This is a genomic window from Microbacterium sp. STN6, from assembly GCF_026410545.1.
GTDB lineage: Bacteria > Actinomycetota > Actinomycetes > Actinomycetales > Microbacteriaceae > Root112D2.
Genome location: NZ_JAPMIT010000001.1, coordinates 300,333 through 315,753, shown reverse-complemented (window position 1 = coordinate 315,753; position 15,421 = coordinate 300,333). Strand labels below are relative to the sequence as shown.

At 67.5% G+C, this 15,421-nt stretch carries 13 protein-coding genes and 1 tRNA gene; 4 read left to right on the top strand and 10 right to left on the bottom strand.

Annotated features, from left to right (window positions below; translation table 11 throughout):
- Window positions 1-32: 32 nt before the first annotated feature.
- From OSC27_RS01400 to OSC27_RS01375, 6 genes are all read right to left on the bottom strand, one after another.
- Window positions 33-371, bottom strand: a complete 339-nt coding sequence (locus tag OSC27_RS01400; RefSeq protein ID WP_267179625.1) for a TadE/TadG family type IV pilus assembly protein — start codon at window positions 369-371, stop codon at window positions 33-35.
- A gap of 19 nt (window positions 372-390) precedes the next feature.
- On the bottom strand, window positions 391-579 hold the full coding sequence (locus OSC27_RS01395; protein ID WP_267179624.1) for a DUF4244 domain-containing protein: 189 nt from the start codon (window positions 577-579) through the stop codon (window positions 391-393).
- 125 nt (window positions 580-704) lie between these two features.
- Window positions 705-1,625: a type II secretion system F family protein gene (locus OSC27_RS01390; protein WP_267179623.1), complete on the bottom strand. Its 921-nt coding sequence runs from the start codon at window positions 1,623-1,625 to the stop codon at window positions 705-707.
- On the bottom strand, window positions 1,622-2,686 hold the full coding sequence (locus tag OSC27_RS01385; protein WP_323373874.1) for a TadA family conjugal transfer-associated ATPase: 1,065 nt from the start codon (window positions 2,684-2,686) through the stop codon (window positions 1,622-1,624). The genes OSC27_RS01390 and OSC27_RS01385 overlap by 4 nt, the downstream gene beginning before the upstream one ends.
- A gap of 503 nt (window positions 2,687-3,189) precedes the next feature.
- Window positions 3,190-3,660: a RidA family protein gene (locus tag OSC27_RS01380; RefSeq protein ID WP_267179622.1), complete on the bottom strand. Its 471-nt coding sequence runs from the start codon at window positions 3,658-3,660 to the stop codon at window positions 3,190-3,192.
- Window positions 3,660-3,827: a hypothetical protein gene (locus OSC27_RS01375; protein ID WP_267179621.1), complete on the bottom strand. Its 168-nt coding sequence runs from the start codon at window positions 3,825-3,827 to the stop codon at window positions 3,660-3,662. Before OSC27_RS01375 ends, OSC27_RS01380 begins: the two co-directional genes overlap by 1 nt.
- A gap of 74 nt (window positions 3,828-3,901) precedes the next feature.
- Here OSC27_RS01375 and OSC27_RS01370 point away from each other — a divergent pair, with 74 nt between their 5' ends.
- The 4 genes from OSC27_RS01370 to OSC27_RS01355 all read left to right on the top strand — a co-directional run bounded on the left by OSC27_RS01370 (window position 3,902) and on the right by OSC27_RS01355 (window position 10,238).
- Window positions 3,902-6,526, top strand: coding sequence for a transglycosylase domain-containing protein (locus OSC27_RS01370; RefSeq protein ID WP_267179620.1), 2,625 nt, complete (start codon window positions 3,902-3,904; stop codon window positions 6,524-6,526).
- A gap of 1 nt (window position 6,527) precedes the next feature.
- Window positions 6,528-7,511, top strand: a complete 984-nt coding sequence (locus tag OSC27_RS01365) for a metallophosphoesterase (RefSeq protein WP_416348816.1) — start codon at window positions 6,528-6,530, stop codon at window positions 7,509-7,511.
- Between the two features lie 152 nt (window positions 7,512-7,663).
- The gene (locus OSC27_RS01360; RefSeq protein ID WP_267179619.1) at window positions 7,664-10,081 is read left to right on the top strand and encodes a transglycosylase domain-containing protein; all 2,418 of its coding nucleotides are present in this window, start codon (window positions 7,664-7,666) and stop codon (window positions 10,079-10,081) included.
- Between the two features lie 83 nt (window positions 10,082-10,164).
- A tRNA-Pro gene (locus tag OSC27_RS01355) sits at window positions 10,165-10,238 on the top strand.
- Between the two features lie 60 nt (window positions 10,239-10,298).
- Here OSC27_RS01355 and OSC27_RS01350 read toward each other — a convergent pair.
- The 4 genes from OSC27_RS01350 to OSC27_RS01335 form a co-directional block, all read right to left on the bottom strand.
- Window positions 10,299-11,300 carry an LLM class flavin-dependent oxidoreductase gene (locus OSC27_RS01350; protein WP_267179618.1) on the bottom strand — a complete coding sequence of 334 codons (1,002 nt, stop codon included), beginning with the start codon at window positions 11,298-11,300 and terminating at the stop codon, window positions 10,299-10,301.
- A gap of 89 nt (window positions 11,301-11,389) precedes the next feature.
- Window positions 11,390-11,938 (bottom strand): hypothetical protein, encoded by a 549-nt coding sequence (locus OSC27_RS01345; RefSeq protein WP_267179617.1) that lies wholly within the window; start codon window positions 11,936-11,938, stop codon window positions 11,390-11,392.
- 40 nt (window positions 11,939-11,978) lie between these two features.
- On the bottom strand, window positions 11,979-13,862 hold the full coding sequence (locus OSC27_RS01340) for a DUF4012 domain-containing protein (RefSeq protein WP_267179616.1): 1,884 nt from the start codon (window positions 13,860-13,862) through the stop codon (window positions 11,979-11,981).
- A gap of 100 nt (window positions 13,863-13,962) precedes the next feature.
- On the bottom strand, window positions 13,963-15,273 hold the full coding sequence (locus OSC27_RS01335; RefSeq protein WP_267179615.1) for a UDP-glucose dehydrogenase family protein: 1,311 nt from the start codon (window positions 15,271-15,273) through the stop codon (window positions 13,963-13,965).
- Window positions 15,274-15,421 lie beyond the last annotated feature (148 nt).

Sequence of the window (15,421 nt, the reverse complement as noted above, 5' to 3'; positions counted from 1 at the left end):
GCACAGTGCTCCAAGCCGCGTTCGGCATCGCATCACAGGCCTCCTGCCAGCGCGCATGAACGCGCCTCGAGCGTGATCGCTGAGATCAGGGCGTGGGCGGCGGCCGGGGCACGCAGCTGAACGCAGACAAAGGATCCGTTCTGCTCGTGCGACATGGTGGCGCCGCCCACCTGCGCGACGCTCTGCGCTGCCAGCGCCGTATCGCCGCGACCGAGGGCGCGCGCGACCTGTGCTGCGGCAACCGCCAGCCGGCTCTGCGACGAGGCCAGTTGCAGGCAGGCGAGACAGGCCGCGAGCACCAGAATGACCGCCGGCATCGCAACCGCGAACTCGGCCGTGATCGCCCCACGCTCGCCGCGCACCCGCGCCATGCCCCCCACCCTCATCGATTCAGCCCGCCGTCGTGAGCGCCCGACGCACCAGGTCGGTCAGAATGCCCTTGACCTCGTCGCCACGCAGAATGACGACGAGGAGGCCCGCGAATCCGACGGCTGCCATCGTGGCAACCGCATACTCGGCCGTGGCCGCACCGTCTTCCGCGGCCAGTCGCCTCGCCGCGTTCCTCATTGCCTGCTTCATGTGAACCTCGTTTCTCTTTCGCCTCGCGAGGCGGATCGCGCACTGGCAGACGGCTTCGAACCGCGTTCCTCCATGCTCGGTCATGAGCGCGCTGACGAATGCGCCTGGCGGGGCATCTGTGGACGTCATCCGAGAACGCCGATGGTGGAGGAGACGATTGACAGAAGGAGTGGAGCGACTCCGACGAGCATGAACGCGGGAAGGACACAGAGCCCGAGCGGAATCATGAGGCGTACCGCGAGGGCCGCCGCGACGCGCTGCCCCTCCATGCGGGCATCACGTCTGCGGCAGGCTGCCTCGCTTCGCAGGAGTTCTGCCGCGGGCACGCCCGCTCTGCCGGCGAGGTCGAGAATCTCGTCGATCTCTGCAAGCTCCGTCGGCTTGCCGCCGAGATAGGTGTGCCACGCGGTCTCGAGTCGCCGTTTGGACACCTCGATCGATCCCCCTCCCGACATGGCAATCGCCATGAGGTCCGTCGCAAGCCCGACCGTGCGCTCGCGCGGTGTCGCGCGGCGCACCATACGCCGGTTCCAGCGAGAGCCGACCAGCATGAGCGCCGAGCCGGCGGCGAGAAGAACGAGGCCCGGCAGCGTCGTGAAGAGCGTTTGGAGCGTGTTGAAGCCCAGCGCGAGTCCGAACAGAATGCCGATGACGGGCAGCGCCATGACCATGCGTGCCGTGGCCGAGGGGCCGGAGAGTGCGATCTGCAGCTCGCGCTGGGTCAGGCCGAGCGAGCGGAAGGAATCGGCCAGCCGCCGCAGGCTCTCGGCCATGGGCGCGCCCGAATCGGACGCCACGCTCCAGGCGGCGGCGAGCGCGCTCCAGGCCTCACGCGTCTCGCCTGCGGGCGAAGCGGCAGCACCCCGAGCGATGCCGTCAGCGATCGGCTCTCCGCCCTGAGCTGCGGCCACGGCGGCCGCCACCATGGGCGATCCGTCGTCCAGGTATCCCCACGCGGACGCCGGAGCAACCCCGCCCGCGAGCAGAACCGCGAGGCGTTCGACGACTGCGGCAACCGCCTCGATCTGCGGCGGGCCGCCCCTCATGCCGCCACGACCTGGAGGCGGCCGGCCGAGTCGAGACAGAAGCGGCCGGTCTCGGCGAGGCGCCGTCGGCCCCCGCGGTGCTCCAGGTGCAGCACCAGATCGATCGCGCTGACGGTCTGCCTCGCGACCGCCTCCGGCGTCATGGAGGCGAGCGCGCCCAACGCCTCGATTCTCGCGGGCACGTCAGCGAGCGAGTTGGCGTGCAGCGTTCCTGCACCTCCGTCGTGGCCCGTGTTGAGCGCCGTGAGCAGGTCTCTGATCTCGGCACCGCGGCATTCGCCGAGCACGAGCCGGTCTGGCCGCATACGCAGCGCCTCGCGCAGGAGCCGGGAGATCCCGATCTCCCCCACGCCCTCGAGATTGGCCTGCCTGGCCTCGAGAGACACGACGTGGGGATGCTCGATGCGAAGCTCTGCGACGTCTTCTATGACGACGATGCGTTCCGCCGCGGGCGCCTCGGAGAGCATGGCGGCCAGCAGCGTGGTCTTGCCTGAGCCCGCGGCTCCCGTGATCAGCACGTTGCGTCGGCCGCCGATCGCCGCGTTCAACAGTTCCCATTGGCGCGCATCCACTTCGCCTGATGCGACGAGCTCTGCGAGCTTCGGCCGCTGTCGGCTCGGAACCCGGATCGAAATTAGGGTGCCCGTTGTCGAGACGGGAGGAAGAACCGCATGCACGCGTATGCCGCCGTTCAGGCGCACATCGACGCAGGGCGACGCCTCGTCGATGTGCCGCCCGCCGAGGGCGATGAGGCGAACCGCGCTGGTGCGCAGATCCGCCTCGCTGCCCGGCCACGCACCGACTCGAACGGCGCCGGCGCCCTCGTCGACCCAGATGTCACGAGCGCCGTTGACGAAGACGTCGGTCACCGAGCCCCGTGCCAGGTACGCGGCTAGCGGCCCGAACGCCGCATCAGGCGAGGCCGTCGGCGCGCTCTCTACCGGTTCACGCTCTATGACACGAGCGGATGCGCCGCTCGCCTCGACGTCGATGGCAACGGCGTCGGAGTCGCTCGCGAGAGCGCGCGGGCGGGGCTGCGGAACGAATGGCGTCGAGGTCACATCAGCCGACACTAGGCAGGGCGGTCGCTCCGACGCGCCGGGCAGGAGCAGGTCGTGGAGAGCGGCGCGGCCGCAGTACCTGTGCAGGAACGTCAGGAGGACCGTGGGCGGCACGACCGCCACACGAGGAACACGGCCGCGAGCAGCACGACCGCGAGCAGCACGACCGCGAGCAGCACGGCCGCGAGCTGCACGACCGCTTAACGAAAGGGGGCGGCACCTATTGGGGGGAACAGGTGCCGCCTCAGCGACGCTGGATTGGGGGGAATCTCGGTCGTCGCGATCGAAAGCTAATTCGACCGCGATCAGTTTACGGCAAACCGGCTCTCGCGCAAGGGATTTCTTTTACCCCATGCTCCTGGCCCTGCCAGTCCCCACTTCTGTGGACGATCGGGGTACAGCGGCGGATACAACGGCAGCACACTGTGGCAGGTTACAGCGGCGAGGTACAGCGACAGGGCACCGCGGCAGGGCGCGGGGCCAGCGCCCAGCCGCCGCCGGCGCTACGCGAACTCGAGGATCAGCTCCACCTCGACGGGTGAATCCAGCGGCAGCACGGCCACGCCCACAGCGGAGCGCGCGTGGGCCCCGTGCTCGCCGAAGATCTCACCGAGCACGTTCGACGCACCGTTGATCACGCCGGGCTGCCCCGTGAAGTCGAGAGCGGATGCCACGAACCCCGTGACCTTGACGACCCGTGTCACCCGGTCGAGCGAACCGATGACGGCGCGCGCGGCGGCCAGCGCATTCAGGGCCGCCTGGCGCGCGTAAGCCTGCGCATCCGCTGCGGGGACCAACCCATGGCCGTCGCCGACTTTGCCGGTTGCTGGCAGTTGCCCGGAGACGAACGGCAGCTGGCCCGAGGTGTAGACGTATGAACCGGAGACGACGGCGGGCACGTACGCGGCGACCGGCGCGGCCACGTCGGGCAGCTCGATACCGAGCTCGGCAAGACGCTCGTCAATGGCGGCCATCAGCCCTGCTCCTCCTCTGCGACTGGGCGTTTGAGGTACGCGACCAGCCCGCCCTCCGGACCCTGTACGACCTGCACGAGCTCCCAGCCCTCGGAGCCCCAGTTGTTCAGGATCGCCGCCGTGTTGTGCACGATCAGCGGCGTTGTCAGGTACTCCCAGCGGGGCATGCGGCTCCTTTTAATGCGCTCTGAGCGAGCGGCATTCGGGTGGTTTGTCAGGATTCTCACCTACGCTTGATTCTATGTCTGCCCAAAAACCAACGACCAGGGGCGCCCTCAGCGCGTTCGCTGGTTTCGTCGGCATGAGCGTCGTCGCCGGCCTTCTCGTGACGGCCGCGGTCACTCCGGCCATCGCCGTGACCGGCATGGCGGCCAACGACACGATCGGCGTTTTCGAAGGCCTCCCCGAGTACCTGAAGCTCGACGATCTGCCCCAGGTGACGTCCGTCTACGCGAAGAGCGGCGATACGGAAGTGCAGATCGCGTCGTTCTACGCGCAGAACCGGGTGGCCGTGAAATGGGACCAGGTCTCAGACTTCGCGAAAGACGCCGCGACCAGCGGCGAGGACCCTCGCTTCTACCAGCACGGCGGCGTCGACATCAAGGGCACGATCCGCGGCGCGCTCTCCACCTGGATCAAGGGCGACACGCAGGGCGGCTCCACGATCACGCAGCAGTACGTGAAGAACGTGCTCATTCAGAAGTGCGAGGTCTACAACGTCGAGGGCAAGGCCAACCAGAAGAAGTACCACAACTGCTACAACGACGCCACCGAAACGACCCCGGATCGCAAGCTCAAAGAGATGAAGATGGCGATCGGGCTCGAGAAGAAGTACTCGAAGAAGCAGATCCTGCTCGGCTACCTCAACATCGCCGGATTCGGCGGCAAGGTGTACGGCATCGAGTCGGCCGCACGGTACTACTACGGTGTCAGCGCGAAAGACCTCTCCCTGCCCCAGGCCGCAAGCCTGCTCGCCATCGTCAACAACCCCTCGTACTACAAGCTTGACGATCCCGAGAGCAAGCAGAACGGCGCCGCGAACGGCTACGCCGCGAACAAGTCACGCCGCGACTACATCATCGACCGCATGCTGCAGTACAAGAAGATCACCCAGCAGCAGCACGACGAGGCCATCAAGGCTCCCATCGAGCCGCACATCACGCCGCCGACCAACGGCTGCATGGCCGCGGCGCAATACAACGCCGCGACGTTCTGCGACTATGTGCAGCACGTCATCGAGCACGACAAGGCATTCGGCAAGACTGAGGATGCGCGTTACGCGGCCCTGCTGCGTGGCGGCTTCAAGATCTACACCACCCTCGACCTTGGCCTGCAGAAGACCGCTCAGGATTCCCTGAGCGCCTACATCCCGTCGATCAAGGACGGCATGGATCTCGGTGCGGCAAACGTGGCGGTCGAGCAGAACACCGGGCGCATCATCACGATGGTGCAGAACCGGCCGTTCAATAACACCGGCAACCCACCGGCGGGATCCACGGCCCTCAACTACGCGGTCGACTTCGCGTACGGCGGCGCCTCCGGCGCTCAGACCGGTTCGACGTGGAAGGCGTTCGACCTCGCAGCCTGGCTGCAGGAGGGGCACTCCCTCTACGAGAGCATCGATGCGACCCGACACCGTTTTCCGCAGTCGATGTTCCACAGCAGCTGCTCCACGCCGTCCGGCCCGGACTGGTCGGTGTCGAACGACGAGGGTGTCGCTTCGCGGATCAACGTGCTCAACGCCACAAAGTACTCGGTCAACACCGCGTTCGCCATGATGGGAACCAAGATCGACCTGTGCGGCATCAAGAAGGCCGCGACGGCGCTCGGCGTGCACCTCGCCAAACCGAACAGCGACGGCAGTGCGGCGCTTGCGGAGAATCCGTCGAGCATGCTGGGAACTCAGAGCATCTCGCCCCTGACGATGGCCACCGCCTACGCGGGCTTCGCCAACAACGGCAAGATCTGCACGCCTGTGGCGATCGACAAGATCATCAACTCCGACGGCACCGAGAGGCCCGTCACGCCGACCACGTGTAAGCAGGCGATCGACCCGAAGGTGGCCGCCGGCGTCGCCTACGCGCTCGAAACCCCGCTGCAGGGCGGCGGGACCGCGGCGACCGCGAACCCCCGCGACGGCGTTCCCATGCTCGCGAAGACCGGAACAACCGACCACGCGTACGACAACTGGCTCGTCACGTCGACAACGAAGGTCTCCACGGCGACCTGGATCGGCAACGCCAACTCCGTGCTGAAGAACGGCAAGTGGGTCAAAGCCGACATGCACCGTGTGTACTTCCGCGGCCCTGGCGGCAACTACGCGGGCAATAACGCGAAGTTCCCGGTTGCCAAAGTGATCCTTGCCGCCATCAACAAGCAATACGGTGGTGACGCGTTCACCCCCGTGGAGAACACCATGCTCTACGGTGTGCAGATCGGCGTTCCCGACCTCACCGGCAAGTCGCCGACAGAGGCCAAGTCGATCCTGGAGGGCGTCGGCTTCATCTACGTCGACGGCGGCGAGACCGACGGCGTGCAGGCCGCGGGCACCGTCGAGCGCACTGATCCCGCCGCTGGATCCAACGCCAGCAAGGGCAGTTCGATCACCGTCTACACGAGCAAGCAGAACAAGGCCAAGCTGCCGGATGCCGGCCAAGTGGTCGGCAAGTCCCTGAAAGACGCGACGTCGGCTCTCTCGGGCTTCACTGTGAAGACGACGGGCGGAAGCGGCGATCCGACTGACATCGTGACGGCGATGAGCCCGGACGGCGGCAGTGTCGTCGATCCCGGCAGCACCGTGACGCTGACCCTGAAGAAGGCAGACGCGTCGACTCAGCCACCGGCCGCGCCCGGCTCGGGTGGCTGACGTGGGTCGGCGCGGCATCGGAGCGGGCGCGGCCGCGCTCGCCCTGCTCGGCGGTGCGGCAGCAGCATCCCTCGTCTGGGGCTCTGTTGTCGAGCGTCGGCTGTACATGCTGCGCGAGGTGAGCGCGCCGGTGCTGGCTCCGGGCGCAGAGCCGATCAGGGTGCTTCATCTCTCCGACCTGCACATGGCGCCGTGGCAGCGCGGCAAGCAGGAGTGGATCCGCATGCTCGCGGGGCTGAAGCCCGACCTCATTGTCGACACGGGCGACAACCTCGGCCACGAGCACGGGATCGACGGCGTGCGCCGCGCGCTCGAGCCGTTCGCCGGCACCCCTGGCGTGTTCGTGCACGGCTCGAACGACTACTTCGGCCCCAGCCCGAAGAACCCGCTGAAGTACTTCACCGGGCCGTCGAAGGGCGGGCCGTCGTCGGCACCGCACCGTCTCGATACGAGCGCCCTGGAGGCGTTCTTCAGCGAGCTCGGCTGGCTGAACCTCAACAACGCCGCGGGCGCGCTCGACGTCAACGGCACCCACCTTGAGCTCTTCGGGGTCGACGACCCGCACCGGCATTACGACAGGCTCGAGCTGATCTCCGGAGCACTCGATGAGCTGCGCGAGAGCGACCCGTACTCCGAGGATTCGACGTGGCCCGCGGATCGGCCCCGGCCGGAGCGGTCTACGGTGACGATCGGCGTCACGCACGCGCCGTACCAGCGGGTGCTGAACTCCTTCGTCACGCACGGCGCCTCCGTGATCTTCGCCGGCCATACGCACGGCGGCCAGGTGTGCGTTCCCGGGTTCGGCGCGCTCGTAACCAACTGCGACATCCCCCGCCATCAGGTGAAGGGGCTCAGCCTGTGGCGGCACGCGCTGCGTTCGGCATACCTCAATGTCTCGGCCGGTCTCGGCACCTCCATCTACGCACCCGTCCGCTTCGCCTGTCGGCCCGAAGCCACCCTTCTGACGCTGACGCCCGTGCGCTGACGGATCGGCGCCGAGCGCCGGCCACCACGCCGGTGGAGGCTCTCGACGGCAGGCTGCTCGGGACGCGCGGAGCGCGCATCCGTTGGTTCGGATTTGCTGATGGTTCGTGCCGTCGGTTCAGCGTCGGCGTGCAGCCGGGTTAGGTTGGATGCGTGTCTGTCTCTGCTGCGAAAATCGGTCGTGCGCTCGCTGGCCTTCTCGGTTTCGTCGCGCTGAGCGCGGTGGCCGCACTCGTGCTCACGATCGGGCTCATGCCGGCCGTCGCCGTGACCGCGAGCGCAGCCGATGCGGGAATCTCGACGTTCAATGGGCTCCCGGAGTACCTGAAGATCCCCAAGCTCGACCAGACGACCACCTTCTACGCCACCAAGGGCGGGAAACCAGTGCCGATCGCCACCTTCTACGCGCAGAACCGCATCGACGTGTCGTGGTCGGGCGTCTCGCAGTACGCGAAGGATGCGGCGGTGGCGACCGAGGATCCGCGCTTTTACGAGGAGGGCGGCATCGACGTGCTCGGCACGGTGCGCGCGGCGATCTCGACGGCGACGAACGCGGACCTGCAGGGCGGCTCGAGCATCACGCAGCAGTACGTGAAGAACGTGCTCGTGCAGCGCTGCAACCGGTACGCGGTCGACGTGAACGCGTCGAAGGATGTGCAGGAAGCCCAGCGCAAGAAGTGGAGCGAGTGCAACTACGAGGCGTCCGGGGTCACGATCCCGCGCAAACTGCGCGAGATGCGCTACGCCATCGGGCTGCAGAAGAAGTACAGCAAGAACGAGATTCTGCTCGGCTACCTCAACATCGCCGGCTTCGGCGGCCGGGTATACGGCATCGAAGCCGCGGCCAAGTACTACTTCAGTACGACGGCGGCGAACCTGACGCTCGCGCAGGCCGCAACGCTTGTGGCCATTCTGAACAACCCCGCCAACCTGCGCATCGATCAAGATGCCAAGACCAACAAGGGCAACAACGCCGACAACGGATACGCCGCCACGCTCACCCGGCGTGACTACGTGCTGCGCCGCATGCTCGCCAACCAGAAGATCACGCAGAGCCAGTACGACGACGCCGTCAAGACCAAGATTGAGCCGAAGATCACCCAGACGACATCGGGGTGCATGAGCGCAACGCAGTACGACGCCGGCTTCTTCTGCAACTACGTGCAGCACCTGCTGGTGAACGACAAGGTCTTCGGCAAGACGGCCACGCAACGAGAGCAGGCGTTCCAGTTGGGCGGGCTGCAGGTTTACACGACGCTCAACCTTGATGTGCAAGCGGTGGCGAAGAGTTCGCTCAGCGCCTATGTTCCCCCGACGCGTGACGGCATGGACCTCGGCGGCACCAACGTCTCGATGAAGGTCGGCACAGGCGAGATCGTCAGCATGGTGGAGAACCGCGATTACAACGACTCGGCGAATGCGCCGGCCGGTACAACGTCGGTGAATTACGCGACCGACCACGATCAAGGCGGGTCCGCTGGTTTCCAGACCGGTTCGTCGTTCAAGGCGTTCGACCTGGCTGCCTGGCTCGAAGCCGGTCACACGCTGTACGAATCGGTGAATGCCAACGTCCACAAGTTCCCCGCGTCGTCGTTCCACGCGAGCTGTACGGGCGGGTGGGGTGACTGGCCGGTGGCCAACGACGAATCCTCCGAGGGCGGCTATCTCTCGGTCATGGAGGCCACGACCTGGTCGGTCAACACGGCGTTCGCCATGATGGCGACGAAGCTCGACCTGTGTTCGATATCGGATGTCGCCAAGCGCCTCCTCGTACACTCGGCCTCCCCCACCGCCAACCCCTGGCAGATCGTGCCGTCGATGATTCTCGGCACCAACTACATCTCACCGCTCACGATGGCGACGGCGTATGCGGGGATCGCGAACAAGGGCGTGGTCTGCACGCCGATCGCGATCACCAAGCTGGTGGGACGCGACGGCGAGGAGAAGCCGGTTCCGAAGACCACATGCACGCGCGCGATGCCCGAGAACATCGCGGCGGCCGTGAGCTACGCTCTGCAGAACGTCATGAAGAGCGGCACCGCGATGGCCGCGAACCCTCGCGACGGCGTGCCGATCATGTCGAAGACTGGAACGACCGACTACGCCTACGACAACTGGCTGGTCACCTCGACGACCTCCATCGCCACGGCAACCTGGATCGGGAACGTGCAGGGCGTGCCGGATGCGAACGGCATCTACCGCAAGGCTGACATGCACCGCGTGTATTTCCGCGCCAATGGCACGGGCCCGGCGATTGCCGGCAACAACATCAAGTTCTATGTCGCGAAACCGATTCTGCAGGCACTGAACGCGACCTACCCCGGCGGTGCCCTGCCGACGCCGCCGAACTCGCTGTTGTACCCGTATCGGCCGCCTACGCCGACGACACCGCCAAGCCCAGGCGGCGGTGGCGGAGGAAACGGCGGCGGTAGCGGCGGTAGCGGCGGCGGTAACGGCGGCGGCTCTGGCGGCGGACCAGGCGGTGGCACCGGCGGGCCAGGGGGCGGCAATGGCGGCGGCCCGGGCAATGGCGGGCCGGGCGGCGGTAACGGCGGTGGCGGCGGCCACTGAGTGCGGGGAGGCGGAGTACCTCTCGCGGTCAACGGCCGTACCGCGCACCGTGTATTCTTATGGAGGCCTGTTCGCAGGCCACTCGGGGTGTGGCGCAGCTTGGTAGCGCGCCTCGTTCGGGACGAGGAGGTCGTGGGTTCGAATCCCGCCACCCCGACACACGATGAGGGCCGGGCCGTCGAGGCGCGGCCCTCATCCGTCTCACGCTCGCTTTGCGTTACGCGAGGCGCTCGGCGACGACCTCGAGGCTGCGGATGCGCGCATCCAGGGTGGCTGCGCTGGATGCGATCATGAGTTCGTCGACGCCGGTCGCGTTGATCAGCGACGTGAGCCGCGCCTCTACCTCGTCGGGCGTGCCGATGGCCTGCCTCGCGTTGCGAGCGGCGATGAAGTCGAGCTCGAGCGCGGAGAACTCGTAGGCGAGCGCCTCGTCGATCGACACCGGCTGCGGCTTCTGCCCCTGCCGCATGCGCAGGAACGACAGCATGCCGGGCAGCGACTGCGCGCGCACCACCTCGGGGTCGTCGTCGGCGATGACGTTGACGGCGATCATGGAGTGCGGTTTAGCGAGCACCTCGCTCGGCTCGAACCTCTCGCGGTACAGCGCGAGAGCCGCCTCGGTGTTCTCGCCGGCGAAGTGATGCGCGAATGCGAACGGTATCCCGAGCGCGGCCGCCACCTGGGCGCTGTACCCGCTCGAGCCAAGAAGCCAAATCTGTGGCGCGTCGCCGAGGCCCGGCACCGCGGTGATCGTGTGCAGCGGATTCGCCTCGGTCATGCCGTGGAAGAACCCGAAGAGATCGAGAAGCTGCTGGGGAAAGTCTTCGACGCCGAGCCCCTGCTCGCTGCGCCGCAGGGCCATGGCCGTGACCGGGTCGGTGCCGGGGGCACGACCGATGCCGAGGTCGATGCGGTCGCCGTAGAGCGCGCGCAGTGTGCCGAACTGCTCGGCGACGACCAGCGGCGCATGGTTGGGCAGCATGACTCCCCCGCTGCCCACCCGAATGCGCTCGGTCTTCGCCGCGATACCCGCGATGAGCACGGCCGGCGCGCTCGAGGCGATCGCCGGCATGCCGTGGTGTTCTGCCACCCAGAACCGCTCGTATCCGAGGCGCTCCGCGGCCTGTGCCAGGCGGATGCTGCCACCCACCGCTTCGGCATTCGTGGCGCCGTGGGCACGGCCAGCCAGGTCAAGGACGTTCAGCGGCAGTCGTGACATATCTTTCAGGAACGCGTGCGCCTCATCGGCTATTCCTCTGCGCAACCCCGCGTGAGCGAGCCCGGCACCGGCGCGGGCGCGCCCCCGCCTCAGACCCGGGCGGCCCGGCGGCGCAGCAGGAACACGACCAGTGCGGCGAGCACGAGAACAAGCACGACGATGCCGAGCCACATGAACAGCGTGGCGAGCGACATGGTGTTGCTCGTGTGCACCGTCGAGACGGCAGGAGCCGCGTTATCGGCGGGAATCACCGAGATGCTCGAGGTGACCGTGCGTGCCGCGCCTGCCGCGGTGATGGTGTAGGTGCCCTCGGCATTCTTCGGAACGGTGACCGTGAGCGACACGCTTCCGTCGGCCGCGGCCGGCTTCGTCGTCTTCACACTGCCGGTCGCGGCCGTGCGGTACGACGCCAGCTGAACCTCGGTGCCATTCGAGCCCGACACCGTGAACGTCACGGTCTCGCCCGCGGCGAAGGTCTGCGGAAGGCAGGAGAGCACGCCAGAGTCGCCAGCGTCGACGGACGTCGGGTTCATGGTGCAGCCGCCGGCCGGAACATAGTTCTCGGCGCTCGCGGCAAGGGGTGTGAAGAGCACGGCAACGGCGGCCAGAAGAACGCCGGCAAGAAATGGCTTGCGCATATGAGACCTCAGAGTCGGGTAGGAGGTTTATGACGAATTCTCAGTTTACGCCCGCACCGCAGCGAGGAGCAACCCCTGCGCCCGTCGTCACGTTCAGACCCGGCGTTGTGACCACATCCGCTCTGGTGGCGAAACCACTCATCTGCACCAGCTCGACGCTCACCGTGCGCGTCTCGCCCGGCTTCAGCTCCACCTCGAACTGGCCCACCGTGTGCCCGAAATCGTGTGCGGCATTCGAGGGGTATGCCGCGGAGTCGCTCGTCGTCGAGAGAATGATGGAGCCCTTCGGGGCGTACACCGTCACCTGGTTGCGCACATGGCCTGGCGTGACGGTGCCCGGCACCGGCCCCGCGACGAAGAGAGGCAACGATGTGCCTGCGTCGGCCGGCGCGGTGTTCGTCATGGTCACATCGACGCGCGTCTCCGGGTGCCCATCTGCCCGACAGACTCGCGACGCGACCGTCACGCGCGCTTTCAGGTAGTAGTCCATCTTCGAGCCGGTGCTGTCGTTGAAGTAGACGCCGAATCCCGCCGTCTTCGTGGTCGAGGCCGGCAGCTCACCCGCGAGAGTGGTGCCCTCGAGCACCTTCTGCTCGGCGGGTACAGAGCTGTAGATGAGGATGCGGCGCTCCGCGCCGGCCCGCGCCAGCGCCTTGATCATGCCGACGGCGTCGCCAGAGCCGTGCATCAGCTTCTCGAAGACCGAGCTCGCCGCCGACGCGAAGAACGCGTCCTGCGTGCGCTGGTCGGTGTAGCGCTGGTAGACCTCGCTCAGCAGCATGGGCACCGTGTTGTCTGGGCCGAGCGTGTCACCCGTGGCGAGCGTGACCGGCCCCGTGGCCTTCAGCAGGTAGGCGAGCGCCACCGGGTCGGCCTTCACGACCGCGTCGATGTGCGTGCCGAACCGCTTCTGCCACATCGTGGCCGCCAGCTCGCCGGTCAGGGGGAAGTACGGCGTCATACTGATGTTCTGAATGTAGCGACCAGGTCGCGTGCCATAGAGTCCTTCCGTGCCTGCCGGCAACGGCAGCACGGGCTCAGCGAACCGGCGAAAGTCGAGGTCAGACACCTGCGCGGTCAGCGAAATGCGGCCGTCGTCGGTGTGCACCACGGCCATGGCCCCTGGCACCCCGCCCGTGGCGCGCAGTTCGGCCGGGTTCTGGATGAGCAGCAGGATGTTGCGCGGCCCGTCCGCGCCCAGCATGCCGGGAAGCACCGCGCTCGTGTTGGCGAGTGCCGTGACCGCGGTTCGTGCCTCGTCGAGGCCCGATGTCAGCTTCGACACTGCGGATGCGACGGGTCCGATGGTCCCGTCGGTCTCGATCGCATTCGCCCGGCTCGCCTGCCGCTCCAGCACGTGCTGTGCGCCAAGAAGCACCGGCGCGATGCTCTTCAAGGGCGTGACGTCGACCCGCCCGTCTTTCGGCTTCAGGGAGTCGAGTGAGAGCCGACCCACGGCCCGCGCGAGCGGCATGACGGCCTTGTCCGCCACCGTGTCGGCGATCTCAGCCGATTGCCGCACGGCAGACAGGTTGCCTCCGAGCCATGGCAGCACCTCGGCCGCTCGCCAGACGGGGTCACCCGTGAGCGCGGCAGCGTCGTGGGTGTGCGCGCGGAGCGCGGCGGCATCGCTCGCCACCTGACTCGTGTCGCCCGCGGTGAGCTGCCGCTGGATCTGCGACGCCAGCGGAATCGACTGCTCGAGTTCGTGCTTGGCGAGCAAACCACGGATGCCAACCCACGCACCCGCGGCCACGACGACGAGAAGCACCCCGAGCGCGACGAGGATGACGGTTCGCCGCCTGCGAGCGCGTGCTCGTCGGTCAGGCTTCTGGATGACGCCCTCGGCCGCCTCAGCAGCGTCAGAGCCAGAGGCTGCGTCGGGCGCAGGCGTGGCGTGACGCCGGGATGGTCGGATCGGCATTACCCAATCTAAGCATTTCTCACTTTATTCCGCGCGGCGGTCTTGACCCTCATCCGAGGGCCAGTCTCTCGCATTCGACACTCGGCCTTGCCTCGCGAGGTCAGGGCCGGCCGAGCCCCAGGTACTGCCACCCGGCGGCTCGCCACGCGTCAGCGTCGAGGCGGTTGCGCGCGTCAACGACGACCGGGACCGACACGAGGGTCGCCGCCCACTCGGGATCGATCGCGCTGAACTCGGGCCACTCCGTGACGAGCACGACGGCGTGCGCGCCCTGGAGCGCCGCGGAGACGTCGTCGGTGTAGCCGAGTTGCGGATGCCGCGCTCGCGCATTCGCGATGGCCTGCGGGTCTGTGGCGACCACCTCGGCCCCGAGACCCCGAAGCTGCACGGCGACGTCGAGGGCCGGTGAGTCACGCACATCATCGGAATGCGGCTTGAAGGCGAGGCCGAGCACGGCGACCTTCTTGCCGTACACGCTGCCGCCCAGCGCCTGCACCGTGAGATAGATGACGCGCTGACGGCGGCGCAGGTTGATCTGGTCGACCTCCTTGAGGAACGCGACCGATTCACCGCGGCCGAGCTCCTCGGCGCGTGCGGTGAACGCGCGGATGTCCTTCGGAAGGCAGCCGCCGCCGAACCCGACACCGGCGTTAAGGAACCGGCGGCCGATGCGGGTGTCGTAACCGATCGCATCCGCGAGCTTGGTCACGTCGGCGCCCGTCACCTCGGCGATCTCGGCCATGGCGTTGATGAACGAGATCTTCGTCGCGAGGAACGCGTTGGCGGCGACCTTGACGAGCTCGGCCGTTGCGTAGTCGGCCACGACGACGGGGGTGTTCGCGGCGACGGCACCGGCATAGATCTCATTCAGGATGGCGACAGCCGGGTCGCCCTCGCCGTTCGCAACGCCGTACACCAGGCGGTCCGGCGCCACCGTGTCCTGCACGGCGAAACCCTCGCGCAGAAACTCCGGGTTCCACGCGAGGCGGGCGCCCGTGCCGCTCGCCTGAATTCTCTCGGCCAGTTTCGCCGCCGTGCCGACAGGAACGGTGCTCTTGCCCACCACCAGGTCGCCCTCGCTGAGGTGCGGCGTGAGCGAATCGACCGCCGCGTTCACGTAGGTCAGATCGGCCGCGTAACCGCCCTGCACCTGAGGCGTTCCGACGGCGATGAAGTGCACTTGCGAGCCACGCGCGTCGGCGATCTCGCTCGAGAACCGCAGCCGACCGGTGGCGGTCGCCGAGGTGAGAATTTCGGCAAGGCCGGGCTCGTAGAACGGCGGATGGCCCGCCGCGAGGCGGGCGATCTTGTCGGCGTCAACATCGATGCCGATGACATCGTGGCCCACCTCGGCCATTGCCGCGGCATGCACCGCGCCGAGGTAGCCGCAGCCGATGACCGAGACCTTCATGCACTCATTCCCATGTGAATCAGCCTATCGGCGAGGAGGGTTTCGAGACGCTCGCTGCGCGAGCTCCTCAACCCGCCGGGTGCTCGCTGCGCGAGCTCCTCAACCCGCTGGGTGCTCGCTGCGCGAGCTCCTCAACCCGCCGGGCGCG